Source organism: Marinobacter sp. SS8-8, from assembly GCF_030540945.1.
Lineage (GTDB): Bacteria > Pseudomonadota > Gammaproteobacteria > Pseudomonadales > Oleiphilaceae > Marinobacter.
The window spans coordinates 237,620-257,076 of sequence record NZ_JASSVN010000003.1 but is presented as its reverse complement, the minus strand read 5'-3'; the positions used below and the strand labels follow the sequence as shown (position 1 = coordinate 257,076).

Sequence of the window (19,457 nt, the reverse complement as noted above, 5' to 3'; positions counted from 1 at the left end):
ATGATTCCGGATTCGCCCCTGGCCATGAAATCCCTTATCCGATTCTGCGCTGCATTGCCGGTGATAATAGCAGTTATTGTCGCATTCTGGCTGTTCACCACCGATTCACAGGAAACGACCCCATCCGCCAATTTTTTCTATCAGAGCGGGCAAACGGTCGTGGTGGCGGAACAAGGGCCTGCCGGCGGGCGGAGTGCCCCCTCGAAGCTGGTTGGCGAGTCGGCAGTTACCGTCCCGAAAACCTTGCCGGCTTCCCTGGCAGGTACGTCTGTTCCGGGCGGATGGGCCAGAACGGACCGGTTAGGCAACCTGATACCCACCGCGCATTTGCGTCAGATGTTCGAGTATTTTCTTTCCGCCCTGGGAGAGGAGTCACTGCAACAGCTGGTGGCCCGTATCGGGTCCGCCCTGGCAGCGCTTGGGGAGCCAGCGAGATCCCAGGCCCTGGCAACCCTTGGCTCTTATCTTGATTACAAGCTGGCCGTTTCGGAACTCGAGCAGGCCTATGGCGATATGACTGACCTTGGCCCGGATGAGATGCAGCGACGAATGGCCGAGATCCATGGCCTGCGCCGAACCTGGCTGGATGCCGCTACCGCCGAGGCCTTTTTTGCCGATGATGAAGCGGTAGACCGTTTTCAGATGGAGAAACGCCGAATTGCCCGGGACGGGAACCTGACGGCTGAAGAGAAGGCCGCGGCCCTGCGTAAGGCCGAATCATCGTTGCCGGAACCGCTCCGCGAGGCCCGGGAAGAAACCCGTCAGTTCGCCGAGTATGAACAGGTGCGCCAGCAGCTGGCAGGCGATCCCCGGGCACTTCAGGCCTGGCGGCAGGAGGTGTTCGGCGCGGAAGCGGCGGACCGGCTGGCACAGCTTGAAAAGGAACAGCGGGAGTGGGACCGGCGTTGGCAGGTGTACTCCGTGGAACGGAACCGCCTGATGTCGTCCGGGTTGGCGGCACAGGAGCGGCAAGAGGCGCTGGACCGCCTCAGGGCCCGCCACTTCAATGAAACCGAACGGATCCGTGCCGAGGCGCTGGATTCCATTCGCTAATCGCCCTGTCATCAAATCGGATTAACCTGCTGGGCGAGCCTGCAACCGGCGGCGCTGGCCGTGTATGATGGTGCACAGGGCGCCAGACCGGCGCCGGGAATATCCATCAGACGTTTTGTACAGTTATTCAGGAGGTCATCCGTGCCGATTCCGACTCCCCGTGCTTTCCCAGCTGCCCGCCTGCGCCGCAACCGGGCCAGCGATTTTTCCCGCCGTCTGGTTCGGGAAAACCAACTGAGCCCGGGCAATCTCATTTATCCGGTTTTCGTGCTGGAAGGCGAAAGTCAGCGCGAGCAGGTGCCGTCCATGCCGGGGGTTGAGCGCCTGAGCATCGATCTTCTGGTTGAGCAGGCGGCGGAGCTGGTAGAGCTGGGAATTCCGGCCGTTGCCCTGTTTCCAGTGGTGCCTGCGGAGAGAAAGAATCTGTCCGGTTCCGGCGCCTGGGATTCTGACGGCCTGGCCCAGCGGGCTGTCAGGGCCCTGAAAAAAGCGCAGCCGGAGTTGGGCGTGATCACCGATGTGGCGCTGGACCCGTTCACCACCCACGGCCAGGACGGCATCATTGATAACGAGGGTTATGTGCTCAACGATGTGACCGTCGAAGCGTTGGTCAATCAGGCGCTTTCCCATGCCGATGCCGGTGCCGATGTGGTCGCCCCCTCGGACATGATGGACGGCCGGGTTGGCGCCATTCGGGAAGCGTTGGAAAATGCCGGCTATGTGAACACCCGAATCCTGGCCTATTCTGCAAAGTATGCATCCAGCTATTACGGGCCTTTCCGTGACGCGGTGGGTTCGGCGGCCAATCTCGGCAAAGGCAACAAGTCCACGTACCAGATGGATCCGGCCAACAGCGACGAGGCATTGCACGAGGTGGCGATGGATCTGTCCGAAGGTGCCGACATGGTGATGATCAAGCCCGGTATGCCGTACCTGGATATTGTGTACCGGGTGAAAACGGAACTGCAGGTGCCCACATTTGTCTACCAGGTCAGCGGTGAATACGCCATGCACATGGCGGCGGCACAGAATGGCTGGCTGGACGAAGATGCGGTGATGATGGAAAGCCTGATGGCAATGCGTCGGGCCGGTGCCGACGGCATCCTGACCTATTTTGCCGTGCGTGCGGCCCGCCTGATGCGGGACCGGCCTCGCTGACAACCGATACAAACCAATCGCCGGCGTGCAAACCAGCGGCGGTGAACAACACTGAAATCGAGGAAACATGACGACGGAAACGGTCAAGGACCAGACAAAGGGTGGTGAGCTGAGTGTGCCTGCGCCGGTGGAAGTTCCCCCGGTGGGCGAAGAGGTCAATCTGGACGCCAGTGAAAACTACTTCAACCGGGAACTGAGCCAGCTCCAGTTTAACTACCGGGTGCTCAAACAGGCTCTGGATACCACCCACCCCCTGATTAATCGTCTGATTTTCTGCTGCATTTTCAGCAGCAACATGGACGAGTTTTTCGAGATCCGTGTCGCGGGCCTGCGTCAGCAGATGAAATATGGCCGCGAGACCCTTGGCGCTGATGGCATGATGCCGGACCAGGCACTGGTGGAAATCAGCTGCGTTGCCCACGACTACATCCACGAACAGTATGACATCCTCAATAACGTACTCATTCCTGAAATGGAGCAGCAGAACATCCATTTCGTGCGTCGCCGGGAGTGGACCCCGCAGCAGGCCGAATGGGTTCGAAACTATTTTGAGGAGGAAATTCTGCCGGTTGTCAGCCCCATCGGGCTGGACCCCTCGCACCCCTTTCCGCGCCTGGTCAACAAGAGCCTGAACTTTATCGTGGAACTGGACGGCAAGGATGCTTTTGGCCGTGAAACCGGCATGGCGATTGTCCCGGCCCCCCGGTCGCTGCCGCGCCTGGTGCGACTGCCGGATGAGGTGTGCGACGGCGGAGAAAACCTGGTGTTTCTGTCCTCCATGATCCACGCCCATACCGACGAGCTGTTCCCTGGCATGGAAGTGAAAGGCTGCTACCAGTTCCGGCTCACCCGTAACGCCGACCTTGAGCTTGAGGACGACCTGGAAGACCTGGCGTCGGCCTTGCGCGGTGAGCTGCTCAGCCGCCGTTTCGGCGACGGCGTGCGCTTGGAAGTGGCGGACAACTGCCCCCAGGAGCTGGTGCAATTCCTGCTGGCCGAGTTTGGCCTCACCGAACGGGATCTGTACCAGGTCCATGGCCCTGTGAACCTGACCCGGCTGATGGCCGTGGGTGGCCTGGTGGACCGGCCGGACCTGACCTATTCCGGCTTCTCGCCATCGATTCCCAGGCAGATCCGAAGCAAGGACTCGATGTTCGATTCCATTCGCAAGCAGCCGATACTGCTTTTGCATCCCTATGAGAATTTCAGCCCGGTGGTGGATTTACTGCGCCAGGCCGCCAAGGATCCCCAGGTGCTGGCCATTCGCCAGACTCTCTACCGGACCGGGGCGGATTCCGAAATTGTCGAAGCGCTGGCGGACGCGGCCCGGCGCGGCAAGGAAGTGACCGCCGTTATTGAGTTGCGGGCCCGGTTCAGTGAGGCAGAAAACCTTGAACTGGCGAGCCGGCTTCAGGAAGCCGGGGTGATCGTGGTCTATGGCGTTGTCGGCTATAAGACCCACGCCAAGATGATCCTGATTGTTCGCCGGGAGGAAGGACGACTGCGGCGCTATGTGCACCTGGGCACGGGTAACTATCACGCTGGCAACGCCCGCCTGTACACCGATTACAGCTTCATGACCTGTGATGAATCCATCAGCGATGACGTCAACAAGCTGTTTCAGCAGCTGACAGGCATGGGCAAGGCCCTGAAGATCAAGAAGCTGTTTCATTCCCCGTTTACCCTGCACTCGCGTTTGCTTAGCCTGATTGATCGGGAAGCCGGCTATGGCGAGAAGGGCCGGATTATCATCAAGTTCAATGCCCTGACCGAGATCCAGATGATCAAGGCCCTGTACCGGGCTTCCCAGGCGGGCGTGAAAATCGATCTGATTATTCGCGGTATCTGCTGCCTGCGTCCGGAAGTGCCGGGCCTTTCCGATAACATTCGGGTAAGATCCATCATTGGTCGCTTTCTCGAGCATACCAGGGTCTATTACTTCGGCAACAACGGCCGGCCCGATGTTTACTGCTCAAGCGCGGATGGTATGGAGCGTAACCTGCTGAGCCGGGTGGAAACCGCGTTTCCCCTGGATGACCCGGCCCTGGCGGCCCGTGTTCGCGAAGACCTGGATACCTATCTGGCGGATAACTGCCAGTCCTGGGTACTGCAATCGGACGGCAGTTATATCCAGAACCAGCCCGCTGAAGGTGAGGAGCGCCTGGCGTCCCAGTTGGTGTTGCTGGAACGATTGACCGGGAAAAACTGATTTCCGGGGAAACTTACGGCCCCCAACGCCTGGACGGCGAAACGAATCTGGGTCTGCTCCTGGCCCTGGCAGAGGCGTATCCGGAGCTGCGCCCGCAACTGTCGCCCCTGATCAAGTTGGGCTTGCTGGTTCAGGAGGGCGACAGGCTGGTGCCGGATGCGCAGGTGAGGCACCTCAGGCCCGTTCAAACTTCCGTTTCAGGGCAGCCTCTACCACCGGATCAACAAATTCAGACACATCGCCGCCCAGGGATGCGATTTCCCGGATCAGGGTGGAGGAGATGTAGGACAGGTGGTTCGCGGGTGTCAGGAACACGCTTTCCACCTCCGGGGCAAGCCGGCGGTTCATGTCTGCCAGCTGGAATTCATACTCGAAATCGGAGACGGCGCGCAGGCCACGCAGGATCACGGTGGCGCCCTGCTCACGGACAAAGTCCGCCAGCAGGTTGCTGAAGCCGGTGACGCTGACATTGGGGAGGTGCGCAGTTGCCCGGCGGACCAGTTCGCAGCGTTCTTCCAGGTTCAGAAGCGGCTGTTTCTTGGGGTTGTAGGCGATGGCGACGACAATTTCATCGAACATGCGGCCGGCCCGTTCGATCAGGTCGGTGTGGCCGTTGGTGATTGGGTCGAAGGTGCCCGGATAGATGACTTTAGGCATGCACAGCTCCTTTTATTTAAGACCCACAGGATATCAGGATCACCTTGTGTGCTGTAGTCCGGGACACTGGAGAAGGCGGTCGCGGCTCCGTGAATTGCATGTGTGCCTCCCCTCCTCCCGGGAAACGCTACAAGCACATCCCTGTGCGCTTGGCTCAGGCCATCCATGGCCTTCGACATTCCCGGGAGGAGGGGAGGCACACATGCACGCTCGCACGAGTTCGGCCTCCCCGAAAATTGTGCTAGGGCGTGACAAGTCTCTGCACAAGCCTCGTGCTGTTCCTTGCCGCCAGGGCATAAACCGATAGCTGCGGGTTTGCCCCGATGCTGGTTGGGAAGATGGAGGCATCGTGGATGCTGAGGTTGGAGACGTGGTGGTGTTCGCCAAAGCCGTTGACGACGGAAGTTTCCGGGTTAGTGCCCATGGCGCAACCGCCCATCTGGTGAGCGGTGAACAGGCGGACCCGATGGGGTGCCATGGGGAGCTGGTTGATGGCGGCTTTGGCGTCGGCCCAGTTGGTATACCAGTCGGAATCCAGGTGCATCAGGCGGACTTTTTCGGCGCCGGCGGCGAACTGGATTTCAGCCATGGTGTGGAAGGCTTGCCGCAGTCCGGTCCAGAGGTAGTCGGTAACCGGATAGTCCAGTACCGGGCTGCCGTCGTCACGCAGGGAGACGGTGCCGCCGGGGCTTTCGGGGTGGAAGCCATCCCGGAGCAGGGCGATGACGGACTGCATGTGGGGCAGACCGGCCATGGTGTTGATCTGGTTTTCGCCGTGGCCGGGGATGACGCCGCTGGACATGCCGGGGTGCAGGGGCGGCACTTCCAGTTTGTAGCCAACGGGGCCGTCGACGCCGTTTCGGAAGTTGAATTCGTCCGAGTAGATGGACTGCGGCGCGCCGTAAAAGGGGTTCACCTGCTGGGGCATCCGGGCAACGGTGGCGTTGACCGGATGGATGAACGACCGCTTGCCGATGCGCTGGTTCGGGTCCGGAATATCGGAGCGAAGCAGCAGACCGGGGCTGCCGATGGCGCTGGCGGCGACCACGAAATGTCTGGCCTTGAGGGTGACCCTGACCCCGGTCGGGGTGATGCCATCGGTGGCGAACGCGGAGGCTTCCAGATGGTCGATCTGGTCCTGTTTCATGACCAGACGGTCTGCGCGCAGGCTATGGAATAACCGGGCGTTGTTATCGAGTGCCCCCGGGATGGTGGTCATCAGCGCGCCCTGCTTGGCATTGGTTGGGCAGCCAACGCCGCAGTAGCCCAGGTTCCAGCAGCCTTTGACGTTGCGGGGGATGATCTGCCAGCTGTAGCCCAGTTTCTCGCAGCCCTGGCGCAGGATGTCGTTATTGACGTTGGGATCCACCTGCCAGGGTGCCATGGAGTGTCGCTCCTCCCGGCCGTCGAACCAGGGCGCCATGGCGTCTGGCCGGAGTGCTTCCAGGCCAAACTGGTTGGCCCAGTAATTGAGGGTGGCCGCCGGTGTTCGGAAGCTGCTGGTCCAGTTCACGGTGGTGGAGCCACCCACGCAGCGGCCCTGCAAAATGGCGATAGCGCCGTTCCGGGTTACCCGGCTCATGCCTTCCTGGTAGAGATTGGCATAGGCGGTTTGCTCGTCCATCTTGAAGTCTTTCTGGTAGTAAAGCCGGCCCTCCTCCACGAGGATTACGGACAACCCACTGCGGGCCAGAATTTCGGCGGTGGTGCCGCCGCCGGCGCCGGTCCCGATCACCACAACGTCGGCTTCCGTGGTCAGGTTTGCCTCCAGGTTAGCGCCATCGGTGACGTTCCAGCCCGATTCCAGGCCCTGGGCAATACGATCAGTTAATGACATGGTTGGCTCCGTCAGATCAGTTGGCAATCAGGCGTTTTGAAACTGTGGCAGGGCATCGACCGCATGCTGGGGCGGTCCGGGGTAACCGGACAGATGCCAGAAATCCCGATAGCCATAGAACGCCACGTTGCTGATCTTGGTGAGGGCAATGTAGCCATTGTTGAACAGCCCGATCCGGCTGGTGCGCCAGCGCTCCAGAAAGGCGTCCGCCTCCGCCGTAGTCACATTCGGCCAACTGGACCAGACCCGGGCAACCGTCACCCGGGTGAGACCGAAGTTCAGAAGATCAAACAGCCGCCGCAGCTCCGCCTGATTGGCTGGCCCGAACTTGTGGATGCCGGCATCAATCCGCTCGATGGTCCCGGCAATCGCGCTGTTCCTGGCCTGGGGCCGTTCCGGCAAACCCGGACCAACCATGGCCGGCAGCAGGGCCTCGAACAGCGCAATGTCATCCTCGGTTAAAAACCGGAACTGGTAACTGGCATCCATCCGGGTGCCAACGGCACTGAGCCGACCCGCTGGCTGGGAGGCGCAACCGCTCAGCCCGGCGGTGACGCTGACGGTGCCCAGAAGAAGGGCGCCGCCCAGTCCGGTTTTCAGAAAGCTTCGGCGGTCGATGTTTGAGAAATCAAGAGAATTGGAAGAAGTGGGATGATCATTCATGGATCCGTCTCTTATTTTTTTATTTTGGTGCCTGCAAAAAGCTTGATCGGTTGAGGCGGGTAGGGGGTTGCGGGACTGTGCAAAACAGGGATGTTTTGCTCAAGCTTACATGGACGTATCCACGGCGTGTCCCGAAAGCCCCTGCCCGCCTCAGCCAGCCCCGAGGAACGAAGGCAAAGGTTTTAGCGGATAAAAAACTTATAAACCATCTTGTGTGTCGCCGTTCCATGGGGCGCATAGACAAACTTGCCGCTGTTGAACTTCTGCTTGGTGAAAATGGCCCGGTGGTGGGAGAAGGTCAGGAAGCCTTCGCGGCCATGGTAATGGCCCATCCCGGAATCCCCGACGCCACCAAACGGCAGATCATCCTGAGCCACATGCATCAGCGAATCGTTGATGCACATGCCGCCCGAGTGGGTGTTATCCACAACATGCTCTTGCTGGGTCTTGTCATAGCCGAAGAAATACAGGGCCAGCGGCCGCGGTCGGTCATTGATGTAATGGATGGCTTCATCCAGGCTGCCATAACTGACCACCGGCAGAATCGGGCCGAAAATCTCATCCTGCATTAGCTTCATGTCCGGTGTGGTTTTCAGAACCAGCGTCAGCGGAAGCTTGCGGGTGCCGTCCTTCAGGTTTTCCCGGGCCGGATTGATCTCCACCAGCTCGGCACCCTTTTCCCGGGCATCCTCCAGGTAGCCCCGCAGCCGATCATACTGCCGCTCATTGATGATGGCCGTGTAATCATCGTTGTCCCGCAGGCTTGGATACATTTCCGAGAAACGGGCCCGGAACTCGTCCACAAACGCCTGAACCCGGTCTGCCGGGCAGAGCACGTAATCCGGCGCCACACAGGTCTGCCCTGCGTTGAACGCCTTGCCGAAAGCAATGCGCTGGGCTGCATCTTCCATTGGCACATCCGGTGATACCACAGCCGGCGATTTGCCACCCAGCTCCAGGGTGACCGGGGTCAGATTTTCCGCAGCCGCCCGCATGACCAGCTTGCCCACGGTGGTGGAGCCGGTGAACAGCAGGTGATCAAACGGGCGCGACGAGAAGTCCGCCGCCACGTCGGCCTCGCCGGTGATGACCGAGACCAGGTCCCCCGGGAAGCTGGCTTGAATCAGCTCCCTGAACAGGGCGGAGGTATGTGGCGTGTATTCCGACATCTTGATCATGGTGCGGTTGCCCGCTGCCAGTGAGGCTACCAGCGGACCTACGGCGAGGTAGAGAGGGTAGTTCCAGGGCACGATCACACCAACAACCCCTTTTGGCTGGTAGTGAACCTTGTTGCTGGCGGGCTGAAACAGGACGGAAACGTGCCGTTTGGAGGCTTTCATCCAGCCACTGAGGTTCTTCAGGGTGTAATTGATGCCCTGAATGGAGGGCATCACCTCGGCGATGAGTGATTCGTCCTTTGAGCGACAACTGAAGTCGCGGTCAATGGCGTCCAGCAAACGGTCCTGATTGCCCAGCAGTACCCGCTTGAGGCGTTTCAGGTTCTCCTGACGCTCGGTCAGGGAAGGCATGGGATTGTTGCGGAACGCCTTTTTCTGTTCCTCGAACACCCGGTGGGTGTGCTGGATCTGTTTCTTGCTCTCGGTGAGCTGGACGACAGTGGCTCCCATGATGATCTCTCCTCTGTGGTGCCGGTCTGAATCAGTCGGCAGCCGTTATTCCTGGCATTGCACGATTGTGGCGAAAAATTGTGCGATTTGCGTCTGGAGGTATTATTAGAGTATATACTCTAGTGAGTCAAGCTAAGGCAGGTGGCGGATCGGGCCATCTGTGAGCTGCACAGCAACAAACGCCGACGGGCCTATGAAGACAAGAGACAAGATACTGCTCTCCAGCCTGGAGCTGTTCAATGAGCGGGGTGAGCGCAATATCACCACCAACCATATTGCGGCGCATCTGGCTATTTCGCCGGGGAACCTTTATTACCACTTCCGCAACAAGTCGGACATCATTTACGAGATCTTCCAGGAATACGAAAAGCTGGTGGATTTCTATCTGGATATTCCGGAAGACCGGGCCATGACGCTCGAGGATATGACTTTCTACCTGGAGTCGGTTTTCGACGGCCTCTGGAGTTACCGGTTTTTTCACCGGGACCTGGAGTACCTGCTGGACAGCGATCAGCGTCTGCGAAAGGACTACCGGGAGTTTACCAATCGCTGTCTGGTGTCGATCAGTCGGATCTTCGAAAAGCTGGCAGAGGCCGGAATCGTTGAGCCTCAGCAAGAGGATCTGCGGTCGGCCATGTCCCTGAACGTGTGGCTGGTGATCACCAACTGGATGGCGTTCCTGAAAACGGCCCATGCGGAGGAGGCGTCGGCCAGCCTGACGCTCACTGAGCTCAAGCAGGGCATCTACCAGGTGCTGACCCTCGAGATTCCTTACCTGACCCCGGCCTACCGGGATCGGGTGATGGCGCTGAGAGAGAAGTACCGGCCGGCACTTCACGACAGGGATAGCCTGGGTGTGGGCGAGGCACTGTGCAGGTGAAACCGGAAGGTCTGGTCAAGAAATGATCTGACCTGGAACTTTCGTCGAATACCCTGCTCAAAACAGGAGACGTTGGGAATTCGGACATTCCTTGCGTCTCCTGAGTGCGATCTCAGGTTTTAGCACGTCGCAAACCCTGACGTTTCACCGGCCCGTTTTCTGGCAGGCCGGTTTTTTTATTTCTTGTTTCAGGCCGTTACATCATCATTGGTGTCATTATCTTCCAGCCAGTCAGTCAGTGCCTTCCGGCATTCGTCGACGCCTCGTTTTGAGGTTGCCGAGAACATGATCAGGTGTTCCACACACTGAAACCCCGAAAGTTTTTTGGCGATGCCCATCATGCTGGTTTTGGCCTGGCCGAACTTCAGTTTGTCGGCCTTGGTGGCCAGAATCATCAGCGGAAGGTTGTTATGCTCGCACCATTGCACCATCATTTGGTCAAAGTCGGTCAGCGGGTGGCGGATGTCCATCACCAGAACCAGCCCGCGCAGGCAGCGACGGTCATTCAGGTAGTGCCCCAGATGCTGTTGCCAGTCATCCTTCATGTCCCTGGAAACCTTGGCATAACCATACCCGGGCAGGTCCACCAGGCGGCATTGCTCCCGGTTGAGGGAGAAGAAGTTGATCAGGCGGGTGCGGCCAGGGGTTTTGCTGGTTCTCGCCAGTTTGCCGTTTACTGTAATGGCGTTGAGTGCGCTGGATTTGCCGGCATTGGAGCGGCCGGCGAAGGCGACTTCCGCGCCGATATCCGGTGGGCACTCATCCAGGCGGGAGGCGCTGACCAGGAAACGGGCGCTGTTAAAAGAGACGGTTTTTTGAGTCAGATCAGAGTCCACAGCGGTTGGCTTTCCTTTGCATTTCAGTTATCGGGGATTAATGTATAATGCTACACCAATTCCGGGCGGCGCGCTGTGCGTGACCGCTGGCAGCCCCGGTCTTGAGCCTGACCGCTCAGCGCCTGCCGGCTGCAAAGCGAAGAATACCCTTAAAAAGATGAGAGAAGCGGAGCGGGCATGAAAAAACTGATCGCAGGAGTTGTTCTTGGTATTGGCCTCGCAGCCATGGCGCACGGGGCAGGAGATCCCCAGGCAGGCGAACAAAACGCAGCGGTATGTGCTGGCTGTCATGGCCAGGGCGGTGCCAAGCCGGTAATGGGTGTTTACCCGAAGCTGTCTGGTCTGGGTGAAAAGTACCTGTATAACCAGTTGGTGGCTATCAAGGAAGGCGAGAGGGTCATTCCAGAGATGACCGGTATGCTGGGCAGCATGTCCGATCAGGATCTGCAGGACCTGGCAGCGTACTTTAATAAACAGGACATGGTTGTCAGCCAGGCCGATCCTGATCTGGCTGACAAGGGGGCGGCACTGTACCGCGGCGGTAACATGGCCACGGGTGTTCCGGCCTGTGCCGGTTGTCATAGTCCTCAAGGCAACGGCAACGAACCGGCCGGTTATCCGGCCCTGGGTGGCCAGAACGCCGATTACGTGGCCAAGCAGCTCAAGGCCTACCGTGAAGGTACCCGCAACACCGGTACCAATGCGGCCATTATGATGGATGTGGCGTCAAAGCTGACTGATGCTGAAATCAAAGCGGTCTCCAGCTACATTTCCGGTCTTAACTGATCTGTTCAGTCTGCGCCAAAAACCCCCGCCTCGTGCGGGGTTTTTTGTCCCTTGCGATTCCGTAATCGCGGGCGTGTGGAACTTATCCGGTTCGCTGGGTCATAATCCTTTTAATAACGACATTCAAATAACCGGAGATTTCCCATGTTTCGATCTTTCAGAGCGGCTTTTCCGCTTATATTGGCCCTGTTTGTCTCTGGCCTGGCCAGTGCCGCGGAGTGGAAGGAGGGTACGCACTACGAGCGCCTGGATACGCCTGTGCCCACAAACAGTCAGTCAGGGGTCGAGGTGGCGGAAGTGTTCTGGTATGGCTGCCCTCACTGCTATAACTTCAAGCCGCTGATTGAAAACTGGGAGGCCAATGCACCGGAGTACGTCAATTTTGTCAAAATTCCCGCCGCCCTCGGAAGGAGTTGGGAGCCCCATGCCTATGCGTTTTATGCCCTGCAGGCCATGGGGGAGCTGGACAAGGTGCACGATGCCCTGTTTGATGCCCTCGCCGGCGAACGTCGCCCACTGAATACCCCGGAAGCACTGGCCGATTTTGTGGCAGGGTACGGTGTGGACCGGGACGAGTTTCTTGCCAATTACAAAAGCTTTGGCGTGAATGCGCTGATGCAGAAGGCCCAGGCTAAAATCCGTGGTGCGCGGGTTACCGGAACACCGACTATGCTAATAAATGGCAAGTACAGGGTCACTGCGTCCATGGCTGGCAGCCATGAAGCTGTTCTGGAAGTGCTGGACTACCTTGTTGCCAAGGAGCACGACAACGCCGAATAGGCGTCTCATTATTGAAAATTGAGGCTGCAGCCCGAATGCCGGGAATAGTCTGCCGGTTGAGACTGCCATTATGTACAAGCATATCCGAAAGCAGTTGAATGGCATCCTGGGGCCGGCCGGCGGCCCCAGGGGTGCCTGCTCCGGAACCGAGCATGTGCCGGAATTCGAACCACACCGGCACATCCGCCTGCTGACGTTCAACATTCAGGTGGGTATCAATACCTCCTCTTATCGCCATTACCTCACGCGGAGCTGGCAGCACTTCCTGCCTCACCGAAATCGTATCGGGAATCTGGATCGCATTGCGTCGCTGCTGTGCAACTACGATGTGGTCGCCTTGCAGGAATGCGATGGTGGCAGTTTGCGCAGTGGCTACATCAATCAGGTGCAGTATCTGGCAGAGGCTGCGGGCATTCCCTACTGGTACCAGCAGCTGAATCGCAATCTCGGCCAGATCGCCCAGCACAGCAATGGCCTGCTAAGCCGATACCGGCCGCTGGATGTGACCGAGCACAGGTTGCCGGGGCTGATTCCCGGCCGTGGGGCCATCATTGCCCGTTATGGAACCGAACATGACCCGCTGGTACTGGTGTTAATGCATCTTTCCCTGAGTAAGGCAGCCCAGCAGCGACAACTGGGATATATCCGGGAGCTGATTGCGGACTACCAGCATGTGGTCCTGATGGGGGACATGAACGCCCACGCTGAACAACTGCTGACCCAGACGCCTCTGAAAGAGACCAACCTGGTGCCTCTGCCGGATACCGCTCACAGCTTTCCCAGCTGGCGACCCGAGAAGGCCCTGGATCACATTCTGGTGAGCCCGTCCCTGGAAATCCGGCGCTCGGAGGTGGTGAGCTATCCGATGTCGGATCACCTGCCTATTGCCATGGATGTGGCGTTACCCGAGGGCTATCTGGAGAAGTTCTGAGCGGGGTTGATCCACAGAAAAGCCCGGCCAATGTGCCGGGCTTTTCTGGATGCCGGATCAGGAATTACTTGATCTTGGCTTCCTTGTAGGCAACGTGCTTGCGGACAACCGGATCGTATTTTTTGATCTCGATTTTTTCCGGCGTGTTACGCTTGTTCTTCTTGGTCGTGTAGAAGTGACCAGTGCCTGCTGAAGATACCAGCTTGATTTTCTCGCGCATGATGCGGCTCCTTAAAATTTCTCGCCGCGGGCACGAAGATCGGCCAGCACAGCGTCAATGCCTTTTTTGTCGATGATGCGCATGCCCTTGGTGGATACGCGCAGCTTCACGAAACGCTTCTCGGACTCAACCCAGAAACGATGGTTCTGCAGATTCGGCAGAAAACGACGACGAGTGTGGTTCATCGCGTGGGAAACGTTGTTACCGGACAGCGGACGCTTACCGGTAACCTGACAAACTCTGGACATACTTGCCTCCGACCTGAGCAATGGTCTCAAAAATACGAATTCGTTTTAAATGCGTCTCTGGTTGCTAAGGAGCCGTTACACTCCCATTTGCGCCTCTAAACTGAGCGCTGCTCGCCAGACGCCGCCAGAAAGGGACGCTTTTATACCAGAACTGTCCCTCCAACGCAAAAAATTGTTGGGAATTTGGCCAGTTTTCCGGTGTCCGCGCTCACTGTTCCTACATCAGCCCCCGTTCAGCCAGTGATACTACCTCGCCGTGGCCAACAACCATATGGTCAAGAACCCTGATATCCACCAGGCCCAGGGCCTCCTTCAGGCGACGGGTCAGGGAAATGTCTGCCTGGCTGGGCTCTGCTACGCCGGATGGATGGTTGTGTGCGAAAATAACCGCCGCTGCGTTGTCCTCCAGGGCCTGTCGTACCACCTCTCTGGGATACACGGCAGCGCCGTCGATGGTGCCCCGGAACAGTTCCCGGTATTGGATGACCCGGTGCCGGTTATCAAGGAACAGACCGGCAAATACCTCGTGGGGGTAGGTGCCCAGGCGACTGGTCAGGAACCGGCGGGTGTCTTCCGGTGAGCGCAGGGGGTCGCCCTGGCGAAGTGGCTCGTCCATAACCCGGCGGGCCATTTCCATGGCAGCCTGAACCTGGGCGTATTTGGCGGTTCCCAGGCCTTTTACCTCACAGAACTGGCGACGGGATGCGGCCAGCAGGCCCCGAAGCCCGGAGAATTCATCAATCAGGTAACGGGCCAGCGCCATAACCGGCATGCCGGTGGTCCCGGTGCGCAGAAAAATGGCGAGCAGTTCGGCGTCGGAGAGGGTTTGCGCGCCATGGGCGAGCAGGCGTTCCCTCGGACGTTCGTCCGTGGGCCAGGCGGGGTCTGTCATATGGGCTTCCTTGCGTTGGCATTTGTGGTCGGGCGCTTCCCGCACCGGAACGGTGGTCTCAGGGTTACATCAGGGTTACAAAGGTTACTTCAAAAAGTAACAATCGGTAAACGTATGTTCATTGTCCGTGGGCTGTCCCTGCCGCCGGAGCATGCTATCTTAAAAGCCTTTCTTTATAACGTGGAAACGGAGCCTCGATGGCCGCCAGACGAATCCTTCTGGGAGTGACCGGTGGTATTGCCGCCTACAAAAGTGCCGAACTGGTGCGCCAACTGAAGAAAGCGGGCCACGAGGTGCGAGTGGTCATGACCCGGGGGGCGGAAGCCTTCGTGACGCCGCTGACGTTCCAGGCCCTCAGTGGAGAGCCGGTCCGGACATCCTTGCTGGATCCCGAGGCGGAAGCGGGCATGGGGCATATCGAATTGGCCAAATGGGCCGATCAGGTGGTGATTGCACCGGCGTCCGCGGACTTTATTGCCCGGCTGGCCCAGGGCATGGCGGATGACCTGCTGACCACCGTCTGTTGCGCAACCGAAGCGCCCATTGCCGTGGTGCCGGCCATGAATCAGGCGATGTGGAGCAACGGTCGTACCCAGAGAAATATCAGGCTTCTGGGGGACGATCCCCAGATTGAATTGTGGGGCCCCGAACAGGGCGCACAGGCCTGTGGTGATACCGGCCCCGGGCGAATGCTGGAGCCGGAGGTAATCCTCGGTCTCGTCGATGGTGGTAGCTCCGGGATGCTCGCTGGCAAGAGGGTCGTGATTACGGCAGGTCCCACCCGGGAACCCCTTGACCCGGTCCGTTATATCAGCAACCACAGCTCGGGGAAAATGGGCTATGCCCTGGCCAGTGCAGCCCGCAAGGCAGGCGCCCGGGTGACTCTTGTCAGCGGTCCGGTGGCCCTGGCGCCCCCTGCCGGTGTCGATGTGCGCCCGGTGATAACGGCGGAGGACATGTTGCGGGAAGCCTCGGGCGCGGTGGATGAGGGCTGCGACCTTTTTATTGCGACTGCCGCAGTGGCGGATTACCGCCCGCAAACCTGCGCCGGGGACAAGATCAAGAAGTCCAGTGAAGCCATGTTGCTCTCCCTGGTGCGTAACCCGGATACCCTGGCCACCATTGCCGGACGTGCCGATGCGCCGTTTACCGTGGGTTTCGCTGCAGAAACCAGCGATGTGGCAAACTACGCCACCGAAAAGATGCAGCGCAAGAAGCTGAACATGATCGTGGCCAACGATGTGTCGGCTCCGGGATTGGGCTTTAACAGTGAGAACAACGCGGTAACCGTATTCTGGCCGGGGGGCCAGGAGTCGATCGGGCCGGACAGCAAAACGAACATTGCCCGGCACCTCGTGGCAATGATAGCCGAACATCTTGGCGAGGCCACTCACTGATGCAGCGCAGGCCGCAAAACCGACAGGACCCTTCATGAGCAGGAAAAATCTTCAGGTACGCATTCTGGATGACCGCATTGGCAACCAGATTCCCTTTCCCGAGTACGCCACCGAAGGGTCTGCCGGCCTCGATCTTCGGGCATGCCTTGATGAGCCGCTGACCCTGGCGCCGGGCGAAACGCAACTGATCCGGACCGGATTGTCGATCCATATTGCCGACCCGTCGCTGGCAGCCATGATCCTGCCCCGAAGCGGTCTCGGCCACAAGCACGGGATTGTGCTTGGCAATCTGGTGGGGCTGATTGATTCGGATTACCAGGGCGAGTTGATGGTCTCCTGCTGGAACCGTGGGCAAACCCGCTTCACGGTGGAGGTGGGCGAGCGTCTGGCCCAGTTGGTTCTGGTGCCGGTGGTTCAGGTGGATTTTGAGGTGGTTTCGGAGTTTGGCGCCAGTGCCCGCGGTGATGGCGGCTTTGGTTCCACCGGAACACGGTGACCCCGGAGGCCAGCCACGCAGAAGGCCGCTCCGGCGTCTATACTTTGCGGGTAGCTGCGTGTCCAGGACGATAAAATCACAATGGCAGGATGGACTATGAAGCTGGGTAAAAAGAAGGCTGCCGATGCGTCCGTTGATGAGAAGCCGGCAAAAAAGGAAAACGCCAGGACGGCGGGGCCAAGACTCAAACGGCTCAGCTCCGTGGCAATGAACCAGTCTCTGGTCGTGGTTTTGGCGGGTATGATTGCTGTTGCATTGCTTCATTTTCTCGTGGTCCAGCCTTCCGCACAGGCGCGTTTCGCGTCATTGAAAGCGCTTGAGGCCGATGCCGCCGCACTTCGTCTGAACCAGTATTTTGACCAGGTCCAGAAAAGCATCAATGGCCTGGCCACCCAGCCGCACGTGATTCAGGCTCTCAACAGCAGGAACGACATACCGGTAACGGAACTGCAACTGGCGAATTTTCTGCCTGCAATCGAGGAAGTCCACCTCTTTCCCTACCGTGATATTCCGCGCGCTTCAACCGGTGATGGGCTGCTGGGCTTCTCGGGCCTTGAACTTGCACGTCGCGCTGAAACCGGCCAACGACTTTTCCCCGATGCGTTTCCCAGGGATAACCGCTGGTTTGTCCAGATAGCGGCCCCAGTGCGTAATCCCACAAGTAACGCCGTCATCGGAAGTCTGCTGATTATCTTTGACACCGGCCAGATCCAGCCTTTGCTGAAAGTGGTCAATGCCAGCCTGGGTGGCGAGCTGGCCCTGGTCCAGACCGTGTCCGGTGCGTCCCGGACGGTGGTCAGTAATGGTAGCGGCTCCGGAAGTGCCGAATCCCGCAGGCTCACCAACCCGGACTGGACGGTGGCCTATACCCCCGCAAAGGTGTCCGCTGCGCCGGTTGGTACCGTGATGATTGCCATCCTGGTAGGAGCGCCCGCGTTGATCGCCGCGATCATTATCTGGGTTCTGCTGGGCGGTGCCCAGAAAGGTCTGCGCCAGGATGTGACAGCCCTGATCCAGTGGGCCCACAAGGTGTTTGGCGGGGAGCGGGTGAAACTGCCGACTTTCCGGTGGGACATGGTGGCGTCGGCCGGCGAGGTGCTATTCCGGTTGTCTCAGGTCGTCGACAAGCGGGTTGCGAAGGCGGGTGAGACGGCGAAGCCGAAACCGGCCAGTTCCGGAAAGTCGGGTGCCGGTGCCTCCAAGGGCAGCGATGAGCCCCTGTTTCAGGACAAGGATATGCCCGACATCGACATGCTGGATGGCGATGAGGATGTGCTCGGCTTCGGCACCGGTGACGATACGGTGTTTGGGTCCGGCGATACCCCGGACGTGGAAGAGGTAGGGCTGCCGCAGGTGGAGCTCTCCCGGGACATCTTCAGGGCTTACGACATCCGGGGCATTGTTGGCGAGACCTTGACGGCCGAGGGGGTTCAGGTGATCGGCCGGGCCATTGGTTCTGAAGCCCTGGCGCGGGGTGTCGACAGCCTCTGCATCGGTTACGACGGTCGCCATTCCAGCCCGGATCTGGCAGGGGCGCTGGCACGCGGGGTCATGGTCGCCGGCTGTAACGTGATCCATGTGGGTGCGGTGCCCACGCCAGTGCTCTACTTTGCCACCCATGAGCTCCAGACCGGCTCCGGTGTTATGGTGACCGGCAGCCACAACCCGGCCAACTATAATGGTCTGAAAATCATGCTGGGCGGGGAAACTCTCTCGGGTGAAGCCATCCAGAAGCTGTATCAGCGTATTCAGACCGGCGATTTCGCCAGCGGTCAGGGCAACCAGTCTTCAGAGGATGTCCGCAGGGCCTATCTGGATCGGATTCTGGGTGACATCGCGGTAGCGGCGCCGCTGAAGGTGGTGGTGGATGCTGGAAATGGCATTGCCGGTGAGCTCGGGCCCATGCTGATTGAGGAGTTGGGGTGTGAAGTGGTTCCGCTTTACTGCGATGTGGATGGTGACTTCCCGAATCACCATCCGGATCCGGGCAAGCCGGCGAATCTTACAGACCTGATTGCCCGGGTTGAATCAGAGGGCGCCGATATCGGGCTGGCGTTCGACGGTGACGGTGACCGCCTGGGTGTGGTGACTGATTCCGGCAAGATTATCTGGCCTGATCGGCTGATGATGCTGTTCGCCCGGGATGTGGTCTCCAGGAATCCTGGCACAGACGTTCTCTACGACGTGAAGTGCAGCCGCAGGCTGGCGGGTGTGATTTCCGAAGCCGGCGGCCGGCCGATCATGTGGAAGAGCGGCCATTCCCTCATGAAGGCCAAGATGAAAGAGACCGGCGCCCTGCTGGCCGGAGAAATGAGCGGTCACATCTTTTTCGGGGAGCGCTGGTACGGGTTTGACGACGGCCTCTATTCCGCTGCCCGATTACTCGAAATTCTTGGTGTGGAAGACCGGCGCAGTGATGAGGTTTTTGAGGATTTCCCGGACGATATCAGCACCCCTGAGCTGAATGTCGAGGTGACGGACAGCGCCAAGTTCGACATCATTGCACGGCTCGGTGAGGCGGGGGATTTTGGTGACGGTAATATAAGTACCATTGACGGTATCCGTGTCGACTACGCCGACGGCTGGGGTCTGTGCCGGGCGTCGAACACCACGCCGGCGCTGGTTCTGCGCTTTGAAGCGGAGACCGAGGAAGCACTTGAGCGTATCAAATCTGTGTTCCGGGAACAGCTGCGGAAGGCGGCGCCGGATCTGGTGGCGGATTTCTGATGCCTGCACCGTCGCTGACTCGCAGGCACCTATTCATTCAGGATTAACAAGGTCATTCA

The 19,457-nt window shown here is 59.2% G+C and carries 18 protein-coding genes; 10 read left to right on the top strand and 8 right to left on the bottom strand.

The features are described from left to right. Positions 1 to 24: 24 nt before the first annotated feature. The 3 genes from QPL96_RS05035 (at position 25) to ppk1 (ending at position 4,420) form a co-directional block, all read left to right on the top strand. Entirely contained in the window at positions 25 to 1,053 is a 1,029-nt protein-coding gene (locus QPL96_RS05035) for a lipase secretion chaperone (RefSeq protein ID WP_303285996.1), read from the top strand. A 141-nt stretch (positions 1,054 to 1,194) separates the two neighbouring features. Continuing rightward, on the top strand, positions 1,195 to 2,211 hold the full coding sequence (hemB, locus tag QPL96_RS05030; RefSeq protein ID WP_303285994.1) for a porphobilinogen synthase: 1,017 nt from the start codon (positions 1,195 to 1,197) through the stop codon (positions 2,209 to 2,211). A gap of 67 nt (positions 2,212 to 2,278) precedes the next feature. Next, positions 2,279 to 4,420 carry a polyphosphate kinase 1 gene (gene ppk1, locus QPL96_RS05025; RefSeq protein WP_303285992.1) on the top strand — a complete coding sequence of 714 codons (2,142 nt, stop codon included), beginning with the start codon at positions 2,279 to 2,281 and terminating at the stop codon, positions 4,418 to 4,420. A gap of 174 nt (positions 4,421 to 4,594) precedes the next feature. Here ppk1 and coaD read toward each other — a convergent pair whose 3' ends face one another. From coaD to QPL96_RS05005, 4 genes are all read right to left on the bottom strand, one after another. Continuing rightward, on the bottom strand, positions 4,595 to 5,077 hold the full coding sequence (coaD, locus tag QPL96_RS05020; RefSeq protein ID WP_303285990.1) for a pantetheine-phosphate adenylyltransferase: 483 nt from the start codon (positions 5,075 to 5,077) through the stop codon (positions 4,595 to 4,597). Positions 5,078 to 5,318: 241 nt separating this feature from the next. Then, the gene (locus tag QPL96_RS05015) at positions 5,319 to 6,914 is read right to left on the bottom strand and encodes a GMC family oxidoreductase (protein ID WP_303285989.1); all 1,596 of its coding nucleotides are present in this window, start codon (positions 6,912 to 6,914) and stop codon (positions 5,319 to 5,321) included. A 27-nt stretch (positions 6,915 to 6,941) separates the two neighbouring features. Further along, positions 6,942 to 7,577, bottom strand: coding sequence for a hypothetical protein (locus tag QPL96_RS05010; protein WP_303285987.1), 636 nt, complete (start codon positions 7,575 to 7,577; stop codon positions 6,942 to 6,944). 182 nt (positions 7,578 to 7,759) lie between these two features. Continuing rightward, positions 7,760 to 9,205, bottom strand: a complete 1,446-nt coding sequence (locus tag QPL96_RS05005; protein WP_303285986.1) for a coniferyl aldehyde dehydrogenase — start codon at positions 9,203 to 9,205, stop codon at positions 7,760 to 7,762. A 193-nt stretch (positions 9,206 to 9,398) separates the two neighbouring features. On the opposite strand from QPL96_RS05005, the gene QPL96_RS05000 reads away from it, so the two are divergent. After that, positions 9,399 to 10,085 (top strand): TetR/AcrR family transcriptional regulator, encoded by a 687-nt coding sequence (locus tag QPL96_RS05000; RefSeq protein WP_303285985.1) that lies wholly within the window; start codon positions 9,399 to 9,401, stop codon positions 10,083 to 10,085. A 188-nt stretch (positions 10,086 to 10,273) separates the two neighbouring features. On the opposite strand, the gene yihA is transcribed toward QPL96_RS05000, so the two are convergent. Continuing rightward, on the bottom strand, positions 10,274 to 10,921 hold the full coding sequence (gene yihA, locus QPL96_RS04995; RefSeq protein WP_303285983.1) for a ribosome biogenesis GTP-binding protein YihA/YsxC: 648 nt from the start codon (positions 10,919 to 10,921) through the stop codon (positions 10,274 to 10,276). A 177-nt stretch (positions 10,922 to 11,098) separates the two neighbouring features. On the opposite strand from yihA, the gene QPL96_RS04990 reads away from it, so the two are divergent. The 3 genes from QPL96_RS04990 to QPL96_RS04980 all read left to right on the top strand — a co-directional run bounded on the left by QPL96_RS04990 (position 11,099) and on the right by QPL96_RS04980 (position 13,418). Then, positions 11,099 to 11,707 carry a cytochrome c gene (locus QPL96_RS04990; RefSeq protein ID WP_303285981.1) on the top strand — a complete coding sequence of 203 codons (609 nt, stop codon included), beginning with the start codon at positions 11,099 to 11,101 and terminating at the stop codon, positions 11,705 to 11,707. Positions 11,708 to 11,851: 144 nt separating this feature from the next. Then, entirely contained in the window at positions 11,852 to 12,487 is a 636-nt protein-coding gene (locus QPL96_RS04985) for a thiol:disulfide interchange protein DsbA/DsbL (RefSeq protein WP_303285979.1), read from the top strand. A 70-nt stretch (positions 12,488 to 12,557) separates the two neighbouring features. Then, on the top strand, positions 12,558 to 13,418 hold the full coding sequence (locus tag QPL96_RS04980; protein WP_303285978.1) for an endonuclease/exonuclease/phosphatase family protein: 861 nt from the start codon (positions 12,558 to 12,560) through the stop codon (positions 13,416 to 13,418). Between the two features lie 64 nt (positions 13,419 to 13,482). Here the strand turns inward: QPL96_RS04980 and rpmG are convergent, their stop codons facing one another. From rpmG to radC, 3 genes are all read right to left on the bottom strand, one after another. Further along, positions 13,483 to 13,638, bottom strand: a complete 156-nt coding sequence (gene rpmG, locus QPL96_RS04975; RefSeq protein ID WP_008173465.1) for a 50S ribosomal protein L33 — start codon at positions 13,636 to 13,638, stop codon at positions 13,483 to 13,485. A gap of 11 nt (positions 13,639 to 13,649) precedes the next feature. Beyond that, positions 13,650 to 13,886: a 50S ribosomal protein L28 gene (gene rpmB / locus QPL96_RS04970; RefSeq protein WP_091988362.1), complete on the bottom strand. Its 237-nt coding sequence runs from the start codon at positions 13,884 to 13,886 to the stop codon at positions 13,650 to 13,652. A gap of 217 nt (positions 13,887 to 14,103) precedes the next feature. Next, complete coding sequence (radC, locus tag QPL96_RS04965; RefSeq protein ID WP_303285973.1) at positions 14,104 to 14,778, bottom strand: DNA repair protein RadC; 675 nt, start codon at positions 14,776 to 14,778, stop codon at positions 14,104 to 14,106. 197 nt (positions 14,779 to 14,975) lie between these two features. On the opposite strand from radC, the gene coaBC reads away from it, so the two are divergent. The 3 genes from coaBC to QPL96_RS04950 all read left to right on the top strand — a co-directional run bounded on the left by coaBC (position 14,976) and on the right by QPL96_RS04950 (position 19,398). Continuing rightward, positions 14,976 to 16,175 carry a bifunctional phosphopantothenoylcysteine decarboxylase/phosphopantothenate--cysteine ligase CoaBC gene (gene coaBC, locus QPL96_RS04960; RefSeq protein WP_303285971.1) on the top strand — a complete coding sequence of 400 codons (1,200 nt, stop codon included), beginning with the start codon at positions 14,976 to 14,978 and terminating at the stop codon, positions 16,173 to 16,175. A gap of 34 nt (positions 16,176 to 16,209) precedes the next feature. After that, positions 16,210 to 16,671, top strand: a complete 462-nt coding sequence (gene dut, locus QPL96_RS04955; protein ID WP_303285969.1) for a dUTP diphosphatase — start codon at positions 16,210 to 16,212, stop codon at positions 16,669 to 16,671. 96 nt (positions 16,672 to 16,767) lie between these two features. Continuing rightward, positions 16,768 to 19,398, top strand: a complete 2,631-nt coding sequence (locus tag QPL96_RS04950) for a phosphomannomutase/phosphoglucomutase (protein WP_303285968.1) — start codon at positions 16,768 to 16,770, stop codon at positions 19,396 to 19,398. Positions 19,399 to 19,457 lie beyond the last annotated feature (59 nt).

Coding starts and splice junctions, on each gene's coding strand:
- QPL96_RS05035 (WP_303285996.1), top strand. CDS start 25: ATGAAATCCCTTATCCGATTCTGCGCTGCATTGCCGGTGATAATAGCA.
- ppk1 (WP_303285992.1), top strand. CDS start 2,279: ATGACGACGGAAACGGTCAAGGACCAGACAAAGGGTGGTGAGCTGAGT.
- coaD (WP_303285990.1), bottom strand. CDS start 5,077: ATGCCTAAAGTCATCTATCCGGGCACCTTCGACCCAATCACCAACGGC.
- QPL96_RS05015 (WP_303285989.1), bottom strand. CDS start 6,914: ATGTCATTAACTGATCGTATTGCCCAGGGCCTGGAATCGGGCTGGAAC.
- QPL96_RS05010 (WP_303285987.1), bottom strand. CDS start 7,577: ATGAATGATCATCCCACTTCTTCCAATTCTCTTGATTTCTCAAACATC.
- QPL96_RS05005 (WP_303285986.1), bottom strand. CDS start 9,205: ATGGGAGCCACTGTCGTCCAGCTCACCGAGAGCAAGAAACAGATCCAG.
- QPL96_RS05000 (WP_303285985.1), top strand. CDS start 9,399: ATGAAGACAAGAGACAAGATACTGCTCTCCAGCCTGGAGCTGTTCAAT.
- QPL96_RS04990 (WP_303285981.1), top strand. CDS start 11,099: ATGAAAAAACTGATCGCAGGAGTTGTTCTTGGTATTGGCCTCGCAGCC.
- QPL96_RS04985 (WP_303285979.1), top strand. CDS start 11,852: ATGTTTCGATCTTTCAGAGCGGCTTTTCCGCTTATATTGGCCCTGTTT.
- QPL96_RS04980 (WP_303285978.1), top strand. CDS start 12,558: ATGTACAAGCATATCCGAAAGCAGTTGAATGGCATCCTGGGGCCGGCC.
- rpmG (WP_008173465.1), bottom strand. CDS start 13,638: ATGCGCGAGAAAATCAAGCTGGTATCTTCAGCAGGCACTGGTCACTTC.
- rpmB (WP_091988362.1), bottom strand. CDS start 13,886: ATGTCCAGAGTTTGTCAGGTTACCGGTAAGCGTCCGCTGTCCGGTAAC.
- radC (WP_303285973.1), bottom strand. CDS start 14,778: ATGACAGACCCCGCCTGGCCCACGGACGAACGTCCGAGGGAACGCCTG.
- coaBC (WP_303285971.1), top strand. CDS start 14,976: ATGGCCGCCAGACGAATCCTTCTGGGAGTGACCGGTGGTATTGCCGCC.
- dut (WP_303285969.1), top strand. CDS start 16,210: ATGAGCAGGAAAAATCTTCAGGTACGCATTCTGGATGACCGCATTGGC.
- QPL96_RS04950 (WP_303285968.1), top strand. CDS start 16,768: ATGAAGCTGGGTAAAAAGAAGGCTGCCGATGCGTCCGTTGATGAGAAG.